Here is an 18,909-nt window from a genome sequence, read left to right as displayed (position 1 = left end):
GCCCGGCCTGCCCGCCACCGCGATACCGGCGGGCCGCTCCCCCGAGGGCCTGCCGGTGGGGGTGCAGCTCATCGGTCCGATGTTCGAGGACCGCACCCCGCTGCGGCTGGCCGAACTGCTGGAGGAGAAGATCGGCGGCTTCCAGGCGCCGTAATGGGCACGAGCCGTCGGCGGTGCCCTGCCGCCGCCGGCTCACCTCGGATCCGGACCGGATTTGTCCTCTCGATCCGCCCGTATCGGTGCGTCGGCGGCGAGGCCGCGCAGGTCGTCGAAGGCTCGGCACAGATGCGCGTCCAGACTGTCCGCGGGGTCGTCGATCCAGGCTCGGACCGCGTGTTGGTAGGCGGCCCAACCGGTCCGGGCGGCCAAGTCGGCCGTACCGGCGTCGATATCCCGTTGTCGCAGCGCCTCCGCCACGGCATCGGTGAGCCCCGCGTGCTTGGCCAGTTCGCGTTCACGCAGTGCCGGTGTCGCGGCGATGACCTGCCGCCGCGGGTCGGAGAACGGGCGGTTGCGTTCCAGGTTCCGAACCGATTCCCGGAAGGCGCGCAGCAGCACCTCGAACGGGCCCAGCCCCTGGGGTGCTTCGACAACTGCCTGCATGAGGGTGGTGCGCAGGTCGGCTTCGCCGTCGAAGAGCACTTCGCGCTTGTCGGGGAAGTGCCGGAAGAAGGTGCGCTCGTTGACCCCGGCCAAGGCGGCGATCTCCGCGGCGGTGGTCCGGTCGAATCCTCGTTCCCGGTACAGCTCGAGGGCCGCCTGTTGCAGGCGGTGACGTACCTCTGCTCCGCTTCGTGGCATGCGCCGAGCCTACCGCGATGCGTCAGTGACTGGCATCACGTTGCGTCAGTTACTGGCGCTACGCGTAGAGTCAGTGACTGACACTACTTAGTGTCAGTCACTGGCGTGAAAATGGAGGGTGCCATGCATGTCTTCGTCACCGGCGGTTCCGGGCAGACCGGACCCGCTGTCGTCGCCGAGCTCATCGCTGCAGGTCACACCGTCACCGGGCTGGCCCGCTCGGATGCCGCGGCCGCCCGGCTGACATCGTTGGGCGCGACACCGCATCGCGGCTCTTTGGACGACCTCGACAGCCTGCGCAGCGGCGCGGAGGCCGCCGATGGCGTCCTGCACATGGCCTACGGCGGCGACTACGCGGATCCGGATGACCTCACCCGCCGCGACTGCGCCGCGATCGAGGCCCTCGGGCAGCCGCTGACCGGCACCGGCAAGCCCCTTGTCAGCACGTCGGGCACCTTGGTGACCAGGGCCGGGAAGGTCAGCACCGAGCTCGACGCGCCGGACCCTGATTCGGTCGCCGCGTTCCGCATCGCGGGCGAACAGAGCTGTCTGAGTCTCGCCGGGGCGGGGGTACGCGCCAGCGTGGTCCGACTCGCACCGACCGTGCACGGCCCCGGCGATTACGGGTTCGTTCCGGCGCTCATCGCGGCCGCGCGGCGGGCAGGCGTCTCGGCCTACATCGGCGACGGCGCCAATCGGTGGCCCGCGGTCCATCGCGCCGACGCCGCGGTGTTGTTCCGATTGGCGCTGGAGAAGGCTCCCGCCGGCAGCGTGTTGCACGGCGTCGGTGAAAGCGCTGTCACGATCAGAAGTCTCGCGGAGCAGATCGCGGATGTGCTCGAAATCCCCACCGCTTCGCTGACCCTCGAACAGGCCGTCGCGCATCTGGGAAACCCGTTCCTGGCCCGGTTCTTCTCCCTCGATGTTCCGGTCTCCAGCGAACACACCCGGGCGCTGCTGGGGTGGGCACCCGAACACGCGACACTGCTCGACGATGTGCGGACCGGCGACTACTTCACCCCGCAGGCCGCCCTCCGCGCCGAACAGGTGTGGCTGTCGCACGACTCGCACGAGCACAGCCACGGCTGACCTGTCCGCCTGCGGCCGCATGATCCACGTGGGGCTCGACGCGCACGATCTGGCGCCGGTGCCGATGGACTGGGTGCGCGAGGTGATCGCGGCAGCGGGCTGAGGAAGCTGTCGCGGAAAGCGGTGGCCGGTCGCGGCTTCCGCTCGTTATGGTCGTCGCATGGTGGCGCGGGATCATCTGCTCGAATTCGCCGGGCTGGCCTTGGTGCTCGTCGTCGTTCCCGGGCCCAGCGTCCTGTTCGCGATCACCCGGGCGATCACGATCGGGCGGCGGGAGGCGCTGTTCACCGTGGCCGGTAACGCGGTCGGGGTCTACCTGCAGGTCGCCGCGGTCGCCTTCGGGCTCGGAACGATCGTCGCGGCGTCGGCCACGGTGTTCACCGCGGTCAAACTCCTGGGCGCGTCCTACCTGATCTATCTGGGTGTCCAGGCGATCCGCCATCGTGGCGGACTGGCCGAGGCTTTCACCACGCAGGTGCCCGAGATCCGGCGTGGCGCCGTCCCGATGCTGCGTGACGGCCTCGTCGTCGGTGTCGCCAACCCGAAGTCCGTGGTCTTCCTCGCCGCGCTGCTACCGCAATTCGTCGACCAGGGCGGGTGGGTGCCGGGGCAGATGCTGGTGCTCGGCTTGTGTATTCCGTTGTTCGGGTTGATCTTCGACTCCACCTGGGCATTGACCGCCGCAGCGGCACGCGCCTGGTTCGCGCGTTCGCCACGGCGACTGGCCGCCGTCGGCGGCGCCGGTGGGCTCGTGATGATCGGACTGGGTACCAGTCTGGCGTTGACCGGCCGCAAGGACTGACGCCGGATCATCGGCTCGCGGGCGGGCTGACCTGCTGTGCGAATGTCGCTGCCCAGCAGTCGGTTACACGCTGTCGTGGTCTGCCACGATCGGCGGTGGGGTGAGCACGGTCAGCTCCGGCACCGGGCCGTGATAGGCCTCGATCTGCACGAGCGCCAGTTGGCCCGTACTGCCCTGGCTCAGCGTGGAGGAGGGGCGGTCGGCGGTGAGCACGTTCGGGTTGCCGTGCCGGCAGAACGACGGATCGGCCGGATCCGGGTCGTACCAGGCCCCGGTGGACAACTGCGCGATGCCCGGTGCGACCGCGTCGTCGACGACGAGCCCGGCCAGGCAGGAGCCGCGGTCGTTGTACAGGCGCACGATGTCGCCGTCGGCTACGGCGCGCGCACGGGCTTCCGACGGGTGCAGCCGCACCGGTTCGCGGTCGCGGATCTTCACCGATCGGCTGTGCGCGCCGACGTCGAGCTGGCTGTGCAGTTTGGTACGCGGCTGGTTGGCGACCAGCTGCAGCGGAAAGCGGTGCGCCGCGGCGCTTCCCAGCCATTCGTCGGGTTCGAGCCATACCGGGTGGCCGGGGCAGTCGGGGTAGCCGTAGCCGGCGATGGTCTCGGAGAAGATCTCGATGCGACCGGACGGTGTCGGCAGCGGATGCGCGCGGGGGTCGGCACGAAAGTCCGCGAATACCACCTGCGGCGGGTCGGCGACGGGCAGGTCGATGCCGGAACCGGACCAGAACCGGTCGAAGTCGGGGAAGTCCCGCCCTCGTTCGCCCAGGTCGGACAACCATTGCCGGTACAGGTGCCGCAGCCACTCGCCGGTGCTGCGCCCCTCGGTGAATTCCTTTCCCGTGCCGAGTCGTTCGGACAATTCGGCGAGGATGTCGTAGTCGTCACGGGCTTGTCCGTGCGGGCGGGTGAGGGCGGGCATGGGGAACAGGATGGCGTCGTTGTCGCCGGTGCCGTAGTCGTCGCGTTCGATGGTCATGGTGGCCGGCAGCACGATATCGGCGTGGCGGGCGGTGGCGGTCCAGAACGAGTCGTGGACGACGATGGTCTCGGGCCGGTCGAACGCGCGGCGCAGGCGGGCCAGGTCCTGATGGTGATGGAAGGGGTTGCCGCCGGCCCAATACACCAGCCGGATATCGGGATAGCGCAGCTCGCGCCCGTCATATCGGAACGGTGTGCCCGGTGCGAGCAGCATGTCCGCGATGCGCGCGACGGGAATGAAGCGGTCGATGGGGTTGGCGCCCTGCGGAAGTCGCGGCAGCGGCAGGGTGCGGGTGGGTTCACCGATGCTCGCCGAGGAGCCGTAGCCGTGACCGAAACCGCCTCCGGGCAATCCGATCTGGCCCAGCATGGCGGCCAGCACCACCCCCAGCCAGGTCGGCTGCTCCCCGTGCTGCGCTCGCTGCAGCGACCAGCTCACCGTCACGAGGGTGCGGGCCGCGGCCATCTCGTGTGCCAGCGTACGGATGCGTTCGGCCGGCACCCCGGTGATCGCGGCGGCCCACGCGGGATCTTTCACGACGCCGTCGGCGGTGCCGCGCAGATATCGCGCGAAGTGCTCGTAGCCGACGGTGTGGGAGTTCAGGAAGGCGGTGTCGGTCAGGCCGTCGGCGTCGAGAACCTGCGCCAGCGCGAGCATCAGGGCGGTGTCGGTGCCCGGCCGCGGGGCGATCCATTCCGCCTCCGCGATATCGGCGGTGTCGTCGCGCAGCGGGGCGACGGTGACGAACCGGCAGCCGCGCCGGCGGGCCCGCTCGATCCAGTCCCGGTTGTGGTGGCGGGAGACGCCGCCCGGATTGACCGCGGCGTTCTTTGGCGAGATACCGCCGAAGGCGACCACCAGTTCGGTGTGGTCGGCGATCACCGATTTGGCGGTGAAACGTCCCAGCAGCGCGAACAGATCCCCCACCACGTAGGGCAGCAATACGGTGGAGGTGCCCAGGCTGTAGCTGTTGACGTGGCGGACGTAGCCACCGAGGCAGTTCAGGAATCGGTGCAGCTGACTCTGGGCGTGGTGGAAACGTCCCGCGCTGGCCCAGCCGTAGGAGCCGCCGTAGACGGCTTCGGGGCCGAATTCGGTGTAGACGCGGCGCAATTCGCCGCTGAGCAGATCCAGTGCGCGGTCCCAGCTCACCGCGACATAGGCATCGCCGCCGCGTCCGGGTGCGCCCGGCCCGTGGTCGAGCCATGATTTCCGGACGTAGGGCCGATCGATGCGGGTCGGATGATGTTGCGCCGAAGCCACATTGCCGATCAGCGGGGTGGGCTCCGGATCGCCGGGCCAGGGCCGTACCGCGGTCAGCCGCTCGCCGTCGCTGACGGCGTCGAACGCTCCCCAATGCGTCATATGCGTGACCATGACCGCCACCCTAGCCGCGCGTACCGACAGTGTTCGACCGAATTCCGCAACATCTGGACACTCGCCCAATTGCGGGTGAGAATGACTGCGCCGCGTCCGGCCCCGCGAAAGCGGTGACCGGGGTTACCGTTGCCGGACCGTCCCCCACCGGATACCGAGGAGTTCGATGCGCAATCTCAGCCGTCGCCAGGCTTTCGGTCTGCTCGCCGCCGGGACCGCCGCCGCCGTGGCCGGTCCCGCCGCCTTCGCCCAGGCCCGCCCGGCCGCCCCGGCCACGGTGCCGAATCTGGGCGCCGACTTCCTGTGGGGTGTGGCCAGCGCCGGATTCCAATGCGAAGGCCATGCGCCCGACAGCAACTGGCTGCGGTATGTGACCACGCATCCCGACTACGACCGCTACCACGATGCGGTCGATTTCTTCGCCGGCTACCGCTCCGATATCGGCCTGGCCGCCGGGCTCGGCGTCGGCGTGTACCGCATCAGCGTCGAATGGGCGCGGGTGCAGCCGCGACCGGGCGAATGGGACGAAGCCGGATTCGCCTTCTACGACAGCGTTCTCGACACGATGGCCGCGCACGGCATCCGCCCGATGCTGACGCTGGATCATTGGGTGTACCCCGGCTGGGCCGCCGACCGCGGCGGCTGGGCGCATCCGGCCATGCTCGACGACTGGCTGGCCAACGCGCGGACAGTGGTGCGGCGCTACGCCTCTCGCAACCCGCTGTGGGTCACCTTCAACGAACCGGCGTTCTACATCGTCAACGAAACCCGCAACGGCGGGTTGTCGCCGGCCGACGTCCCGGCGATGCAGCAGCGACTGATCCAGGCGCACAACACCATCTACGACGACATCCACCGGGCGCAGCCGGGTGCCATGGTGACCAGCAACCTCGCCTACATCGTCGGCACGGCGGAACCGGTGGTCAACGGCCCGATGATCGACGCCATCGCCGCGAAACTCGACTATGTCGGCATCGATTACTACTACGGTCACACCCCGCAGGATGTGGCCCGGCTGTCGCCGGACGACCTCGACCGGTTGTGGACGATGCCGCTGCAGCCCGAGGGCGTCTACTATGCGCTGGAATACTATTCGCGCCGATTCCCCGGTAAGCCGCTGTATGTGGTGGAGAACGGCATGCCGACCGAGAACGGCGCGCCGCGTCCCGACGGCTACACCCGCGGCGACGACCTGCGCGACACCGTGTACTGGCTGCAGCGCGCCAAGGCCGACGGCATCGACGTGATCGGCTACAACTACTGGTCGATCACCGACAACTACGAATGGGGCAGCTACACACCACGTTTCGGTCTGTACACCGTCGACGTGCTGACCGACCCCGCTCTCACCCGCCGCCCCACCGACGCCGTGGACGCCTACCGCGCGATCACGCGGGCCGGCGGTGTTGCCGCGGACTACCGTCCCACCCGCGGCCCGGTGGCCTGTTCGCTGGTCGACATCCCCGGCAGCTGCGCCGATCCGGTGACCGTGCCGCACTGATCTCCCCCGCCGGGTATACGGGCACCGGCCGCTGGGCTAGTTTCGGAGGGGCACATGTTGCGGTCCGGTCACGGACCGACGAAACACCCTGATGGAGGACAGCTCGTGCGCATCCTGTTGGTCGCCAGCGCATTCAACAGTCTCACCCAGCGAGTGCATGCCGAATTGCGAGAACGCGATCACGAGGTCGGAGTCGAGCTGGCTCTCGGCGACGACCTGCTCCGCGCCCGGGTCGCACGCTTCCGGCCGGATCTGATTCTGGCGCCGATGCTCACCACCGCGATCCCCGAGGATGTGTGGACCGAACATCCGGTGTTCATCGTGCATCCGGGTCCGATGGGTGATCGGGGGCCGTCGTCGCTGGACTGGGCGATCACCGAAGGTGCGACCCGGTGGGGTGTGACGGTGCTGCAGGCAGTGGCGGAGATGGACGCCGGTCCGATCTGGGCGTCGGTGGGATTCGATGTGGCGCCGTGCGGTAAGAGCGAGTTGTATCGCAACGAGGTGTCCGACGCGGCGGTCGAGGCGGTGCTGACCGCGGTGCGCCGCTTCGCATCCGGCGACTACGTGCCCGAACCGCTGGACTACGACCGCCCCGACGTCACCGGCCGGCTGCGGCCGTTCCTGACCCAGCAGGTGCGCCGCATCGATTGGGCCACCGCCGATACCGCCACCGTGATCCGCACGCTGCGCGCGGCCGATTCTCAGCCGGGTGTACTGGACGAGCTGTTCGGCCGCGAATACTTCGTCCACGGCGGTCATCACGAGGACCGGCTGCGGGGTGAGCCGGGCGCGGTGATCGCGACCCGCGACGGCGCGATCTGCCGGGCCACCGTCGACGGTGCGGTGTGGTTGCCGCAGCTGCGCCCGCGTCGCGTGCCGGGCGGACCGGTGACGTTCAAGATGCCGGCCACCGACGCGCTGGGCGCCGATCTGCCCGCCGGCGTCCCCGAGGTACCGGTCTCCCCCGCGGAGGCGGCGGTGCGCGACACCTGGTCGGAGCTGCGCTACCACGAGGACGCCGGCGTCGGCTATCTCGAATTCGCCTATCCCGGCGGCGCGATGGACACCCGGCAGTGCCGGCGGCTGCTGGCCGCCTATCGCGAGGCCTGCGATCGGCCGGTGGATGTGCTGGTGCTGGGGCCGCGGCGCGACTTCTTCTCCAACGGTATCCATCTCAACGTGATCGAGGCGGCCGATGATCCGGCCGAGGAGTCGTGGCGCAATATCAACGCGATCGACGATGTGGTGGAGGCGATTCTCACCACCACCGACAAACTGGTGATCGCCGCGCTGGCGGGCAATGCCGCGCGGGCGGGGTGATGCTGGCCCTGGCCGCCGATCACGTGTGGTGCCGGGAATCGGTGGTGCTCAATCCGCACTACCGGCTGATGGGCCTGCACGGTTCGGAGTATTGGACCTATACGCTGCCGCAGCGGGTGGGCCCGGAGGTCGCCGCGCAGCTGACCAGCCGGACGCTACCGGTCGGCGCGCGGGCCGCGGCGCGGGTGGGCTTGGTGGACAAGGTGTTCGACGGCTCCACCGAGCGGTTCCGGGCACAGGTTCGCCGCGAGGCCGAAATTCTCGCGGCCGCACCGGAACTGCAGAATCTGCTGCTGGCGAAGAAGCAGCGCCGAGCGGCCGACGAGGCGGTGCGACCGCTGGCGCAGTACCGGGCCGAGGAGCTGGCGCATATGCATCGCAACTTCTTCGGCGACGGCGAGTCCTATCACCGGTTGCGGCGTGACTTCGTCGCCAACACCAAGCCGCCGGCGACTCCCCCGTATCTGCTGGGCTGAGGTCCCGGCCGTCCGGTCGTGGCCGTGCGCTGCCGCGACCGGACGGTGTTCCGCCGGAACCGGTTCAGGCGGAACGGGATTCGGCGACCGGGCGAGCGGCCGCCGAACGGGTGCCGAAGCGCAGGATGCCGTCTTCGAGATCGGCTTTGCGCAGCAGCGCGCGGTCGCGGTAGTAGTTGTTGATCACCTTCCACGGACCGCGGCGGCCCTGGCGCGGCATCACCGCGTCGCCGCGGGCGATGTAGCCGGAGGTCAGCGCGCCGCCCATCATCGACTCGGGCGCCCGGTCGGCGTCCTCGGCTTCGGCGACGAAGGTCGAATACCCCTCGGCCTTCATGTGATTGAGCAGCCGGCAGAAGTATTCGGCGGCCAGATCGGCCTTCAACGTCCAGGAGGCGTTGGTGTAGCCGATGATCATCATGGCGTTGGGCAGCCCGCTCATCAGCGCGCCCTTGTAGGCGACCAGATCGCGGGTCGCGATCGAGGTGCCGTCGACATCGATCGCCGCGCCGCCGAGCATCTGGACGTTGAGCCCGGTCGCGCTGATGATGATGTCGGCGGGCAGTTCCTCGCCGGATTCCAGGCGGATACCGGTTTCGGTGAAGGTCGCGATGCGGTCGGTGACGATGGAGGCGCGTCCGCTGCGCAGCACCTTGAACAGGTCGCCGTTGGGCACGATGCACAGCCGCTGGTCCCACGGGTTGTAGCTGGGGCTGAAGTGACGCATGTCCACGTTGGGCCCGACGGCGACCCGTACGGCCTGCAGCAGCAGTTTCCGCGACAGGGCGGGGTTGCTGCGGGAGAGGGCGAAGCTGGCGCGCTGCAGGGCGATATTGCGGGCGCGGCCGGTCTTGTAGGCCAGCGCGGCGGGCAGTTTGGCCTTCTTCATGCCGACCGCGACGGGGTCCTCGGCGGGCAGCGGCGCGATGTAGGTGGGCGAGCGCTGCAGCATGGTCACGTGCGCGGCGTCCTCGCTCATGGCCGGCACCAGCGTGATCGCGGTGGCACCGCTGCCGATGACGACGACGCGCTTGCCGCGGTAGTCCAGATCCTCGGGCCAGTGCTGAGGGTGCACGATCTGCCCGCCGAAGTTCTCCTCACCCGGGAACTGCGGGCGGAAACCCTTGTCGTAGTCGTAGTAGCCGGTGCAGCCGACCAGGAAGTTGCTGGTGTAGGTCTCGGTGTCGCCGGTCTGTTCGTCGAGCGCCTCTGTGATCCACAGTTGCTCGGCGCTGGACCAGCTCGACTTCACGACCTTGCGGCCGAAGCGGATGTGGCGGGTGACGCCGTATTCCTCCGCGGTGTCGGCGATGTACTGGCGGATGTGCGGTCCGTCGGCGAGCACCTTGGTGCCGATCCAGGGGCGGAAGCCGTAGCCGAAGGTCAGCATGTCGGAGTCCGAGCGGATGCCCGGATAGCGGAACAGGTCCCAGGTGCCGCCGATCGCGCTGCGCCGTTCGAGGATCGCGTAGCTGCGTCCGGTGTTCTCCCGGCTGAGATGGCAGGCCATCCCGATGCCGGACAGGCCCGCACCGATGATCAACACGTCGACATGCCGCGTCATTGAGGTATCCGTTTCGTCCGAATGTCAGCCCGGACCTCGCCGTCCGGATACCCGAAGATTACGTGTTATTTCTGGTTACGTCTAGTCGCGTCAGGACCGGCGGCGCGGTCAATGCATCGCCGCGCCCAGGATCTCCCCCGCTCCCGCGGTGGCCAGCCCGATCGCGACGACACCGACGGCCACGCGGGACACCGTGGCCCGCGCGACCCCACGCCGGTTTGCCAGATGGATCCAGCAACCGACCGCGATCGCGGTTGCCAGCAAATGCAACCAGATGAGATTTCGCAGCAGCGCCGTCGTCACCCCCGCGCCCGGTGGAGCCTGCGGCCCCACGTTGTCCAGCTGGGCCATGAACATGTCGTGAACAGCGTTGACAGTCATCTCGGGCACGCCCTTCCCCTCGCCCGTACGGTCGGGCGCACCGCTGCGGACGCACCCATCCGTGACCCTCAACGGTACCCCTGCGGCAAATTGCTGGCATCTTCGTTTCTGGCACCCCTGCGGGCGGCGGGAGGGCTACGCTGACCCCGGCGCACCCACCGCGCGTGTGGCGGAACGGACGGCCGATGGCGGCGAGGTCATCGGCGGTCCCGGGTGCTGCCGAGTTTCGTGTCCGGGGAAGTGAGGGACCGACAGTGAGGAATCGACGACCGTGCGCACGCTCGATACCAGTTTCACCACCCGCAACGGCGGCTTCCGCGAGGTAGTCGTCACCGCGCTGGAGATCACCACCTCCATCGGCGCGGATACCGAAAGTACGTGGCAGGCGCTGCTTTCCGGCGCCAGCGGGATCAAGGTCCTCACCGACGAGGAGATCCTGCGCCACGATCTACCGAATGCCATCGGCGGCAAACTGATTCACGACCCCACCACCGATCTGGACCGGGTACGCAAGCGCCGCATGTGCTACGTCCAGCAGATGTCGTACGCGATGGGTAACCGGCTGTGGGAGACCGCGGGTGCGCCCGAGGTCGACAAGGACCGCCTCGGCGTGTGCATCGGCACCGGCCTGGGCGGCGCCGACGTCATCGTCGACGCCAACGACACCATGCGCGACCACGGCTACCGCAAGGTGTCGCCGTTCGCGGTGCCGATGAGCATGCCCAACGGCGTCTCGGGCGTGGTCGGCCTGGAGATCGGCGCGCGCGCGAGCCTGGTGACGCCGGTGTCGGCGTGCGCCTCGGGCAACGAGGCGCTGGTGCACGCGTGGCGCTCGATCGTGCTGGGCGAGGCCGACATCGTCGTCGCCGGCGGGGTCGAAGGCTACATCAATCCGATGGCGATCGCCGGATTCACCATGGCGCGCGCGCTCAGTTCCCGCGTCGACGAGCCCGACCGGGCGTCGCGGCCGTTCGACCGCGATCGCGACGGTTTCGTCTTCGGTGAGGCGGCCGCGCTGCTGCTGGTCGAATCGGAGGAGCATGCGCTGGCACGCGGAGCGACACCGCTGGCCCGGCTGCTCGGCGCCGGATTGACCGCGGACGGCTATCACATGGTCGCCCCCGATCCGGAGGGCCTGGGGTGTGCGCGGGCGATGCGCCGGGCCATCGAGACCGCGGGCGTGACCGCCGCCGATGTCGATCACGTCAACGCCCACGCCACGGGCACCTCGATCGGCGATCTGGCCGAGGCCAAGGGCATCGCCGCCGCCATCGGCACCCACCCGGCGGTGTACGCGCCGAAGTCGGCGCTCGGGCATTCGGTGGGCGCGGTGGGTGCACTGGAGGCCGCGATCTCGGTGCTGACGCTGCGTGATCAGGTCATTCCGCCCACGCTCAATCTCGACAACCAGGATCCCGAGATCGACCTCGACATCGTGCGCGACAAACCGCGGCACACCGATGTGGAGTTCGCGATGAACAACTCGTTCGGATTCGGCGGCCACAACGCGGCGGTGCTGTTCGGCCGGTACTGACCACTCCGGGTTGCGGCGTCCGATTCGCCCGATCGCACCGAACTCACAGCAAGCTCCAAGGTTTCGGACAGGGTGGTCACCGGATCGGCTGAGACGCTCCCGCGGTGACAGTGACGACTGCCGACACCGCCGTGCCCGTATCGCCCGAATCGGCTCGTCCGCCGGATCCGGATCTGCCGCCGCCGCGGCGCCGGGACCGGATCGCGCTCGCGCTGCTGCTGGCCGCCACCGCGGCCGCGTATCTGTGGCACATCACCGTCAACGGGATGGGCAACGGGTTCTACGCGGCGGCGGCCTGGTCGGGGTCGCGCGATTGGAAGGCGCTGCTGTTCGGTTCGCTGGACCCGGCCAACTTCATCACCGTCGACAAACCGCCGGTCTCGCAATGGGTGATGGGATTGTCCGGGCAGCTGTTCGGCTTCTCCAGCGCCTCCATGCTGGTTCCGCAGGCGTTGATGGCGGTGGCGGCGGTCGCGCTGATGTACGGGGCGATCGTCCGCGCCACCGGCAGCCGCGGCGCGGGCCTGCTGGCAGGTCTGTTGCTGGCCCTGACACCGGTGGTGGCGTTGATGTTCCGGTTCAACAATCCGGACGCGGTGATGGTGCTGCTGATGACCGCGGCCGCTTACTCCACCGTGCGCGCGTTGCGGCACGCGAGCCCGCGCTGGCTCGTATTGGCCGGTGTCGCCTTGGGTTTCGCGTTCCTGGCGAAAATGCTCGAGGGGTTGATGGTGCTGCCCGCGCTGGGTGCGGCGTATCTGGTGGCGGCCCCGGCGGGTTTGGGCAAACGGATCGCGCATCTGCTGGCCGCGGCGGTGGCGCTGGTGGTCTCGTCGGGCTGGTATGTGCTGCTGACGATTCTGTGGCCCGCCGATTCGCGCCCCTATCTGGCCGGCTCCAAGGACAACACGTTCATGGATCTGGTGCTGGGTTACAACGGTTTCGCCCGCTACCTCGGACACAACCACGCCGGACGCAAACCCTTCGAACTGCCCCCGGGCTACGAGTTGCCGCATATGGGTGGCGGCAGCGGCGGTTTCGGGTCGGGTCCGGACCGGTTGTTCACCGGTGAGATCGGATTCGAGATCTCGTGGCTGCTGCCCGCGGCCGTGCTGGGTTTCGTCGTCGTGCTCGGCACGCGGTGGAAGTCGCCGCGGACCGATATCGTGCGCGGGGCGGCACTGGTTTTCGGGCTGTGGCTGCTGATCGACGGGGTGGCGTTCTCGGCGATGAAAGGCGGCATGCACGCCTACTACACCCTGGCCATCGCGCCCGCGGTGGTCGGCAGTTTCGTCCTGGGGCTGGCCGAGGTGTGGCGGTGCCGGGATCGGGCGTGGGGCCGGGCCGGGGCGGCGGGACTCGTTGCGGCCGGCGGGGTCTGGGGATTCGTGCTGCTCGACCGGAATCCGGACTGGCAGCCGTGGCTGCGGTGGTCGATCCTCGCGGTGACCGTCGTGGCGGCCGCCGCACTGCTGGCGACGGTGCTGCCGGCGGTGTCGCGGCGGACGCCTGCCCGCGCGGTGGCGGTGGCCGTGGGCGCCGGTGTGCTCGCCGCGGCGGCCGGGTCGAGCGCATACGCGGTGGCGACGCTGCCGCAGTCACATACCGGCGGCAGCCCGGTTGTCGGACCGGCGCGTCCGGAGCTGCCGCAGGCGCTGAATCCGTTCCGCCGCCAGATCGGCATGCTGATGGGCGGCACCGACACCGATCCGCGCCTGGTGGAGATGTTGCGGGCGACGCATACGACGTGGTCGGCGGCCATCGACCGCTCGGGACCGGCGGCCGGGCTCGAACTGGCCAGTCGCACACCGGTGATCGCCATCGGCGGATTCACCTCCGAGGATCCGGTCCCCACCGTGGCGGGATTCCAGGACCTGGTTCGCGACCACCGGATCACCTACTATCTGGCACCCGAGATGAAGCTGCCGGAGTCGTGGCGAACCCGCGACCAGCACCGATCCCCCGGCGCCACGCCCACCCCGGCAACCGCGCCGGACCCCTCGGCGGCCGGCACAGAGCCGGAGCTGTGGCATCCGGTCGGCAACACCGACATCTATGCGTGGGTGGCCGCGCATTACACACCGCAACACCTCGGCGGGCTCGAGGTTTTCGACCTCACCGCACCACCGCACTGATCCCGGCGTAGAGGGGCTGATCGCCGGCCCGACACGCCCTTGCGCACACCGGAATTCAGCAATCTCACAGCTACGATTGCTGGATGCGAGAGCCGAACCGCCGCCAGGTGCTGGCCACCGGCCTGGCGGCAGCAGCCGCGCTGCTGCTGCCGGGCCACGCGGGCGCCGACCCCGTCCGCCGGGCGGCGCCGGCCCTCGCTCCCCTGGGCCCCGACTTCGTGTGGGGGGTGGCCACATCCGGGTTCCAGACCGAAGGCCACGCCCCCGACAGCAACTGGACCCGCTACATCGCGACCGGCGCGGCCGAACCGTATCGGGATTCGGTGCGTTTCCTCGACACCTACGCCGACGATATCGAGCGCGCCGCACAGCTGGGCGCGAAGAGCTTCCGAATGAGTATCGAGTGGGCCCGGGTGCAGCCGCATCCCGACGAATGGGACGACCAGGCGTTCGCCGGCTACGACCGGATCGTCGACGCCGTCTACGCCGCGGGCATGACCCCGATGCTGACCCTGGATCACTGGGTGTATCCGGGCTGGGCGGCCGACCGCGGCGGCTGGCGCAACCAGGGCATGGTCGACGACTGGCTGGCGAATGCACGGAAAGTGGTGCAGCGCTACGGTTCTCGTGATCCGATCTGGGTCACGATCAACGAACCGGCCGCCTATCTCGGCACCGAGATCCGCATCGGCGCCCTCTCCCGGGAGGAGTGGCCGGCGGCGATGGACCGGCTCGCGCAGGCCCACAACCGGATCTACGACGATATTCACGCCGCCTATCCGAAGGCGATGGTCACCAGCAACATCGGTTATGTGCCCGGCACGGACACCGAGGTGAATCAGCCGTATATCGACCAGGTGCGCGACAAACTCGACTTCGTCGGCGTCGACTACTACTTCGGCCCCACCCCGGCCGCGGACGGTTCGTCGGCGACCTCGGCCGGTACGCCCGCGATGTGGGAGTTGCCGCTGCAGACCGAGGGCGTCTACTACGCGCTGCGCCGCTATGCTCGCCAGTTCCCCGGCAAGCCACTGTATGTGGTGGAGAACGGGATGCCGACCGAGGACGGCAAACCCCGCCCGGACGGCTACACCCGCGCCGACCAGTTGCGCGACACCGTGTACTGGATTCAGCGCGCCAAGGCCGACGGTATCGATGTGCGGGGCTACAACTATTGGAGCCTCACCGACAACTACGAATGGGGCAGCTACACGCCCCGTTTCGGCCTCTACACCGTCGATGTCACCTCGGATCCGGATCTGGTGCGCCGGCCCACCGACGCGGTCGAGGCGTTTTCGGCGCTCGTGCGCGCGGGCGGGGTGCCCGCCGATTACCGGCCCACCCGCGTCCCCGTCGCGTGTTCTCAGGTCGATCCGCCGGCCAGTTGCGACGAGCCGGTGATGCTGCCCGGCGCGGATCCGGCTGCCACACCGTCACCGTGAACGCCTGCCGCCGGGTCCGACAGTCCGTGGCGGACGGTCGGACCCGGCGGTTGCCGCTCAGGCGGGAAGTTGCAGTCCGGCCGCGAGCACCGGCCACGACTGGATCAGCGCGTCGTGCCAGTAACCCCAGGAATGGGTTCCGGTGGGCGTGAAATCGTAGGTCGCCGGAATACCGAGACCGTTGAGCTTGGCCTGCAGGTTGTGGCTGCAGTAGTTGACCGCGGCTTCGATCACACCGCCGATGACCAGCTGATTGGCCAGTCCACCCGGGCCGGGCAGCGTGTAGGGCCCGTTGAGGGTGTCCCACTGTCCGGGCAGGCCGGATCCGCTGGAGATGAACAGGTTCAGCCCGCGCAGCTGGTCGGCGTGCACGTAGGGATCGTTGGCCGCCCACATCGGATCGTTCTGCGGCCCGTACATGTTCACGGTGTTGCCGCCGCCCCACACATTGACCGCGAGATTGACCGCGGTGTAACCGACGGGGTCGCTGATCTGGGCGCACCCGCTGTAGGCGGCCACCGACTTGTACAGCCCGGGTTTGGCGATCGGCAGCTGCAGCACCGAGGTGCCGGAGGTGGACAGCCCGGCGATGGCGTTGAGACCGTTGGTGCCCAGGGCGCCGTCGATGATGGGCGGCAGTTCCTCGGTGAAGAACGTCCTCCACTTGTTGACGCCCAGCTTCGGATCCGGCGCGCGCCAGTCGGTGTAGTAACTCCAGGCGCCGCCGACGGGCTGGACGACGTTGACGTCCTTGTCGGCGAGGAATTTCAGCGCGTCGGGCGCCTTGTTGTCCCAGGTAGCGCTGTCCTCACCGCCGCCGGCGCCGTTGAGCAGGTACAGCACCGGACGCGGTGTGGAGGCGTCGGCGGGTCGCTGCACGTTGATCGTGATCGGTTTGTCCATGGCCGCGGAGTACACCTGCAGGGTGACGTTGCGGCCGTCGACGACGGAGAAGTCGACGATCTTCGATCCGTCGGCGGAGACCGGATGTGCCAGCGGCGCACCGGAATCGACGACCGGATCGCCCGCGGCGGCGGCCGGTCCCGCCGCCGTGCTCGCCGATACCGCGGCCAGAACCGCCGCGGCCGCCACCGTCGCGACCCGGGTGCGCCGACGCACCCGGTATCGCCCCGCAAATCTGCCCGCCCGATTACTGCTCGCCACGTGCACCTCCGAATCCCGTTCGGTCTTGCGCGGTTCCCTGTCTGGGCAGACTAATTCAGCCGCAACCGTTTGGCGATCGGTCCGGCGGGCGCGTCGAGCAGGTCGTCACATTCTCCGCATCACCGACACGACCTTGCCGAGTACGACCGCGCGGTCACCGTCGATGACGTCGTAGGCCGGGTTGCGGGGTTCGAGGTAGACGTGGCCGTTGCGGCGGCGATACACCTTCACGGTGGCCTCGTCGTCGATCATGGCGGCCACGATGTCACCGGAGTGGGCCTCGTGTTGCTGCCGCACGACCACGATGTCGCCGTCGCAGATCGCGGCGTCGATCATCGAATCACCGCGCACCCGCAGCCCGAACACGGTTCCGCGCCCGACCAGTTGCCGCGACAGGGTGAGCTGGTCGTCGGTGTGTTCCTCGGCGAGAATCGGGGTACCGGCGGCGATATCGCCGACCACCGGCACGGTCACCGAATCCTGTTCGCCGCCACGGCTTTCGGCGGGGGCGAGGAACAGGCGCACGTCGATGGGCCGGGAGACGCTGGCGCTGCGGCGCAGGAATCCCTTGTCCTCGAGGTCTTTCAGGTGTTTCGACACCGACGAGCCCGATTTCAGTCCGACGGCGGCCGCGATCTCCCGCGACGACGGCGCATACCCGTTGCGTTGCACCGCGATCCCGGATCACGCCGAGGATGCGCCGCTGCCGTTCGGGCAGCCGGGAGGTGTCGAGGTGGTCGTATGCGTCGTCGTATCCGGTCACCCGGGAATCGTAGACGGCCGCCGCGGCGGCGCCTCAGTTCACGCAGGGTATGTCGGATCCGATGCTGGTGGTGACCGGTTTACCGGAGTCGGGGCGGTCGTCGGTGGTGGCGGTGGTCGATGCCGAGGTGCCGCCGCTGGTGGTCGTGGTGAGCCCGGTGGTGGGGTCGGTGGTGGTCGTCACCGTCGACGCGGAGGTGGAGGTGAGGCTGTCGGGCATGCTGAAATCGCTGCCGATGACGACCTTCACCGTCCCCGGATCGAGGGATTTCGATGCGGCCGTGGGCAGTCCGCCCAGCATGTCGGCGGCCTGGGTGGCGTCGGTGTCGGCGCCGGAGCCGAAGTAGACGACCGAACTGGATCCGTCGCTGTAGGTGGCGTTGCCGACGTTGCCTTTACGGAAGCCCTTGTCTGCCAGCGCCGTGGACACCTTGGCCGCCATTCCGCCGGCTCCGCCGGCGTTGACGACGTCGACGGTGCTGGTGGGGGTGGTGGTCGGGGCGCTGGATTGTGGTTCGGCCACCCCGAAGGCGGTGCGCACGGTCTTCTTGATCGCGGCCGGGTCGACGATGTTGACGTCCTGGCCGTCGACGGTGTCGTAGGCCTTCACCGGCAGGGTCTGGAATTCGATCGGGATGGATCCGGCGCGGCCGAGGGTCTGGGCGAAGTCGAGCAGGTTCCAGCCCTGGGAGAGCACGATGTCGTTCTGCGCCGCGCTGATCAGGTCCTGCAGTTTGCCGATATTGGTCAGCGTCCCGGAATCCTTGAGCTGTTTGGCGACCGAGGTCAGGAATGCCTGCTGGCGGTGGGTGCGGTCGAGGTCGCCGTTGTCGAGGCCGTGGCGCTGGCGCACGAACGACAACGCGTTGGCGGCGTCGAGATGCTGGCGGCCCGCGGGAAACACCGCACCGGAGTAGTACTCGTCGTCGACGGCGTGATTGAGACACACGTCGACGCCGCCGAGGATGTTGGCCAGGTCGTAGAAGCCGACCAGCGAGATTTCGGCGAATCGGTTGATCGGCACCCCGGTGAGCTGTTTGACCGTCTGCACGATCGATTCGCGCCCGGCCTCGCGGCCCTGGCGTTCGAGTTCGACCTTGTCCTTGACACCCTGGTTCTCCAGCTTCTGCTCCACCGACGCCTTTTTCAGCCCGTAGGCCTCCTTGATCTTGGCGTGGTCGTAGCCGGGGATGCCCGAGACCGAGACGTAGTCGTCGCGCGGGATGGAGAAGGCGGTGACCTTCTTCAGATCCTTCGGGATGTGCACCAGGATCAGCGAATTGGCGTTGTAGCCGCCTTCGCTGCCGTCACCGGCGTGCAACTGGTCGAGGATGTTCTTGGGCAGGTCGTTGCCGTTCTGGTCCTTGCGGGTGTCCAGGCCGATCAGCAGGATGTTCAGATCACCGTCGAGTGCGGCCGCGTCGGCCTCGCTGATCGCGTTGGACCGGGTGAACCCCTGATCGACGCTGCGCTCGGTGTAGTAGGCCAGGCCGGTGCCGCTGACCACGACCACGGCCGTCACCGCGGCCAGCAGGCGACCACCGACGCGCACGGCCCGGCCGCCGCGATTC

At 68.8% G+C, this 18,909-nt stretch carries 14 protein-coding genes and 1 pseudogene; 8 read left to right on the top strand and 7 right to left on the bottom strand.

The annotated features are described in order from the left end of the window. Positions 1-192 precede the first annotated feature (192 nt). A complete protein-coding gene (locus ON23_RS30825; RefSeq protein ID WP_039782703.1) occupies positions 193-801 on the bottom strand; it encodes a TetR family transcriptional regulator in 609 nt (202 codons plus the stop codon). Positions 802-924: 123 nt separating this feature from the next. On the opposite strand from ON23_RS30825, the gene ON23_RS30820 reads away from it, so the two are divergent. Together ON23_RS30820 and ON23_RS30815 are read left to right on the top strand one after the other, a co-directional pair. Further along, on the top strand, positions 925-1,890 hold the full coding sequence (locus ON23_RS30820; RefSeq protein WP_051043591.1) for an SDR family oxidoreductase: 966 nt from the start codon (positions 925-927) through the stop codon (positions 1,888-1,890). Between the two features lie 160 nt (positions 1,891-2,050). Beyond that, positions 2,051-2,692 carry a LysE family translocator gene (locus tag ON23_RS30815; RefSeq protein ID WP_039782702.1) on the top strand — a complete coding sequence of 214 codons (642 nt, stop codon included), beginning with the start codon at positions 2,051-2,053 and terminating at the stop codon, positions 2,690-2,692. A gap of 63 nt (positions 2,693-2,755) precedes the next feature. Here the strand turns inward: ON23_RS30815 and ON23_RS30810 are convergent, their stop codons facing one another. Further along, complete coding sequence (locus ON23_RS30810; RefSeq protein ID WP_039782707.1) at positions 2,756-5,056, bottom strand: molybdopterin-dependent oxidoreductase; 2,301 nt, start codon at positions 5,054-5,056, stop codon at positions 2,756-2,758. 166 nt (positions 5,057-5,222) lie between these two features. Between ON23_RS30810 and ON23_RS30805 the strand changes: the two genes are divergently transcribed. The 3 genes from ON23_RS30805 to ON23_RS39005 all read left to right on the top strand — a co-directional run bounded on the left by ON23_RS30805 (position 5,223) and on the right by ON23_RS39005 (position 8,356). Further along, positions 5,223-6,557 carry a family 1 glycosylhydrolase gene (locus ON23_RS30805; protein WP_039782701.1) on the top strand — a complete coding sequence of 445 codons (1,335 nt, stop codon included), beginning with the start codon at positions 5,223-5,225 and terminating at the stop codon, positions 6,555-6,557. Positions 6,558-6,662: 105 nt separating this feature from the next. Further along, positions 6,663-7,880 (top strand): formyltransferase family protein, encoded by a 1,218-nt coding sequence (locus ON23_RS30800; protein WP_218001135.1) that lies wholly within the window; start codon positions 6,663-6,665, stop codon positions 7,878-7,880. Next, positions 7,880-8,356: an enoyl-CoA hydratase/isomerase family protein gene (locus tag ON23_RS39005; RefSeq protein WP_218001134.1), complete on the top strand. Its 477-nt coding sequence runs from the start codon at positions 7,880-7,882 to the stop codon at positions 8,354-8,356. Before ON23_RS30800 ends, ON23_RS39005 begins: the two co-directional genes overlap by 1 nt. 64 nt (positions 8,357-8,420) lie before the next feature. Here the strand turns inward: ON23_RS39005 and ON23_RS30795 are convergent, their stop codons facing one another. Further along, the gene (locus tag ON23_RS30795) at positions 8,421-9,920 is read right to left on the bottom strand and encodes a flavin-containing monooxygenase (RefSeq protein WP_039782700.1); all 1,500 of its coding nucleotides are present in this window, start codon (positions 9,918-9,920) and stop codon (positions 8,421-8,423) included. Between the two features lie 108 nt (positions 9,921-10,028). After that, entirely contained in the window at positions 10,029-10,310 is a 282-nt protein-coding gene (locus tag ON23_RS30790; RefSeq protein WP_143859951.1) for a hypothetical protein, read from the bottom strand. A 262-nt stretch (positions 10,311-10,572) separates the two neighbouring features. Between ON23_RS30790 and ON23_RS30785 the strand changes: the two genes are divergently transcribed. The 3 genes from ON23_RS30785 to ON23_RS30775 all read left to right on the top strand — a co-directional run bounded on the left by ON23_RS30785 (position 10,573) and on the right by ON23_RS30775 (position 15,412). Beyond that, positions 10,573-11,835 (top strand): KasA/KasB family beta-ketoacyl-ACP synthase, encoded by a 1,263-nt coding sequence (locus ON23_RS30785; protein WP_039782698.1) that lies wholly within the window; start codon positions 10,573-10,575, stop codon positions 11,833-11,835. A 104-nt stretch (positions 11,836-11,939) separates the two neighbouring features. Further along, on the top strand, positions 11,940-13,970 hold the full coding sequence (locus tag ON23_RS30780; RefSeq protein ID WP_051043590.1) for a glycosyltransferase family 39 protein: 2,031 nt from the start codon (positions 11,940-11,942) through the stop codon (positions 13,968-13,970). Positions 13,971-14,053: 83 nt separating this feature from the next. Beyond that, the gene (locus ON23_RS30775) at positions 14,054-15,412 is read left to right on the top strand and encodes a family 1 glycosylhydrolase (protein WP_039782697.1); all 1,359 of its coding nucleotides are present in this window, start codon (positions 14,054-14,056) and stop codon (positions 15,410-15,412) included. A gap of 57 nt (positions 15,413-15,469) precedes the next feature. Here the strand turns inward: ON23_RS30775 and ON23_RS30770 are convergent, their stop codons facing one another. The 3 genes and pseudogenes from ON23_RS30770 to ON23_RS30760 all read right to left on the bottom strand — a co-directional run. Next, positions 15,470-16,504, bottom strand: coding sequence for an alpha/beta hydrolase (locus tag ON23_RS30770; RefSeq protein ID WP_039782705.1), 1,035 nt, complete (start codon positions 16,502-16,504; stop codon positions 15,470-15,472). Between the two features lie 177 nt (positions 16,505-16,681). Continuing rightward, positions 16,682-17,339 (bottom strand): annotated as a pseudogene (gene lexA / locus ON23_RS30765) (transcriptional repressor LexA). 33 nt (positions 17,340-17,372) lie between these two features. Further along, positions 17,373-18,909: LCP family protein (locus ON23_RS30760; RefSeq protein WP_051043589.1), on the bottom strand; the 1,537-nt coding region annotated here is incomplete at its 5' end.

The organism is Nocardia cerradoensis NBRC 101014 (assembly GCF_000308535.1).
Classification (GTDB): domain Bacteria; phylum Actinomycetota; class Actinomycetes; order Mycobacteriales; family Mycobacteriaceae; genus Nocardia; species Nocardia cerradoensis.
Note: the sequence above shows the minus strand (reverse complement) of the source record. Positions and strands in the feature narration are given on the sequence as shown.

Excerpts from the sequence above, each read along its gene's own strand:
- ON23_RS30825 (WP_039782703.1), bottom strand. The coding sequence starts at position 801 with ATGCCACGAAGCGGAGCAGAGGTACGTCACCGCCTGCAACAGGCGGCC.
- ON23_RS30820 (WP_051043591.1), top strand. The coding sequence starts at position 925 with ATGCATGTCTTCGTCACCGGCGGTTCCGGGCAGACCGGACCCGCTGTC.
- ON23_RS30815 (WP_039782702.1), top strand. The coding sequence starts at position 2,051 with ATGGTGGCGCGGGATCATCTGCTCGAATTCGCCGGGCTGGCCTTGGTG.
- ON23_RS30810 (WP_039782707.1), bottom strand. The coding sequence starts at position 5,056 with ATGGTCACGCATATGACGCATTGGGGAGCGTTCGACGCCGTCAGCGAC.
- ON23_RS30805 (WP_039782701.1), top strand. The coding sequence starts at position 5,223 with ATGCGCAATCTCAGCCGTCGCCAGGCTTTCGGTCTGCTCGCCGCCGGG.
- ON23_RS39005 (WP_218001134.1), top strand. The coding sequence starts at position 7,880 with ATGCTGGCCCTGGCCGCCGATCACGTGTGGTGCCGGGAATCGGTGGTG.
- ON23_RS30795 (WP_039782700.1), bottom strand. The coding sequence starts at position 9,920 with ATGACGCGGCATGTCGACGTGTTGATCATCGGTGCGGGCCTGTCCGGC.
- ON23_RS30775 (WP_039782697.1), top strand. The coding sequence starts at position 14,054 with ATGCGAGAGCCGAACCGCCGCCAGGTGCTGGCCACCGGCCTGGCGGCA.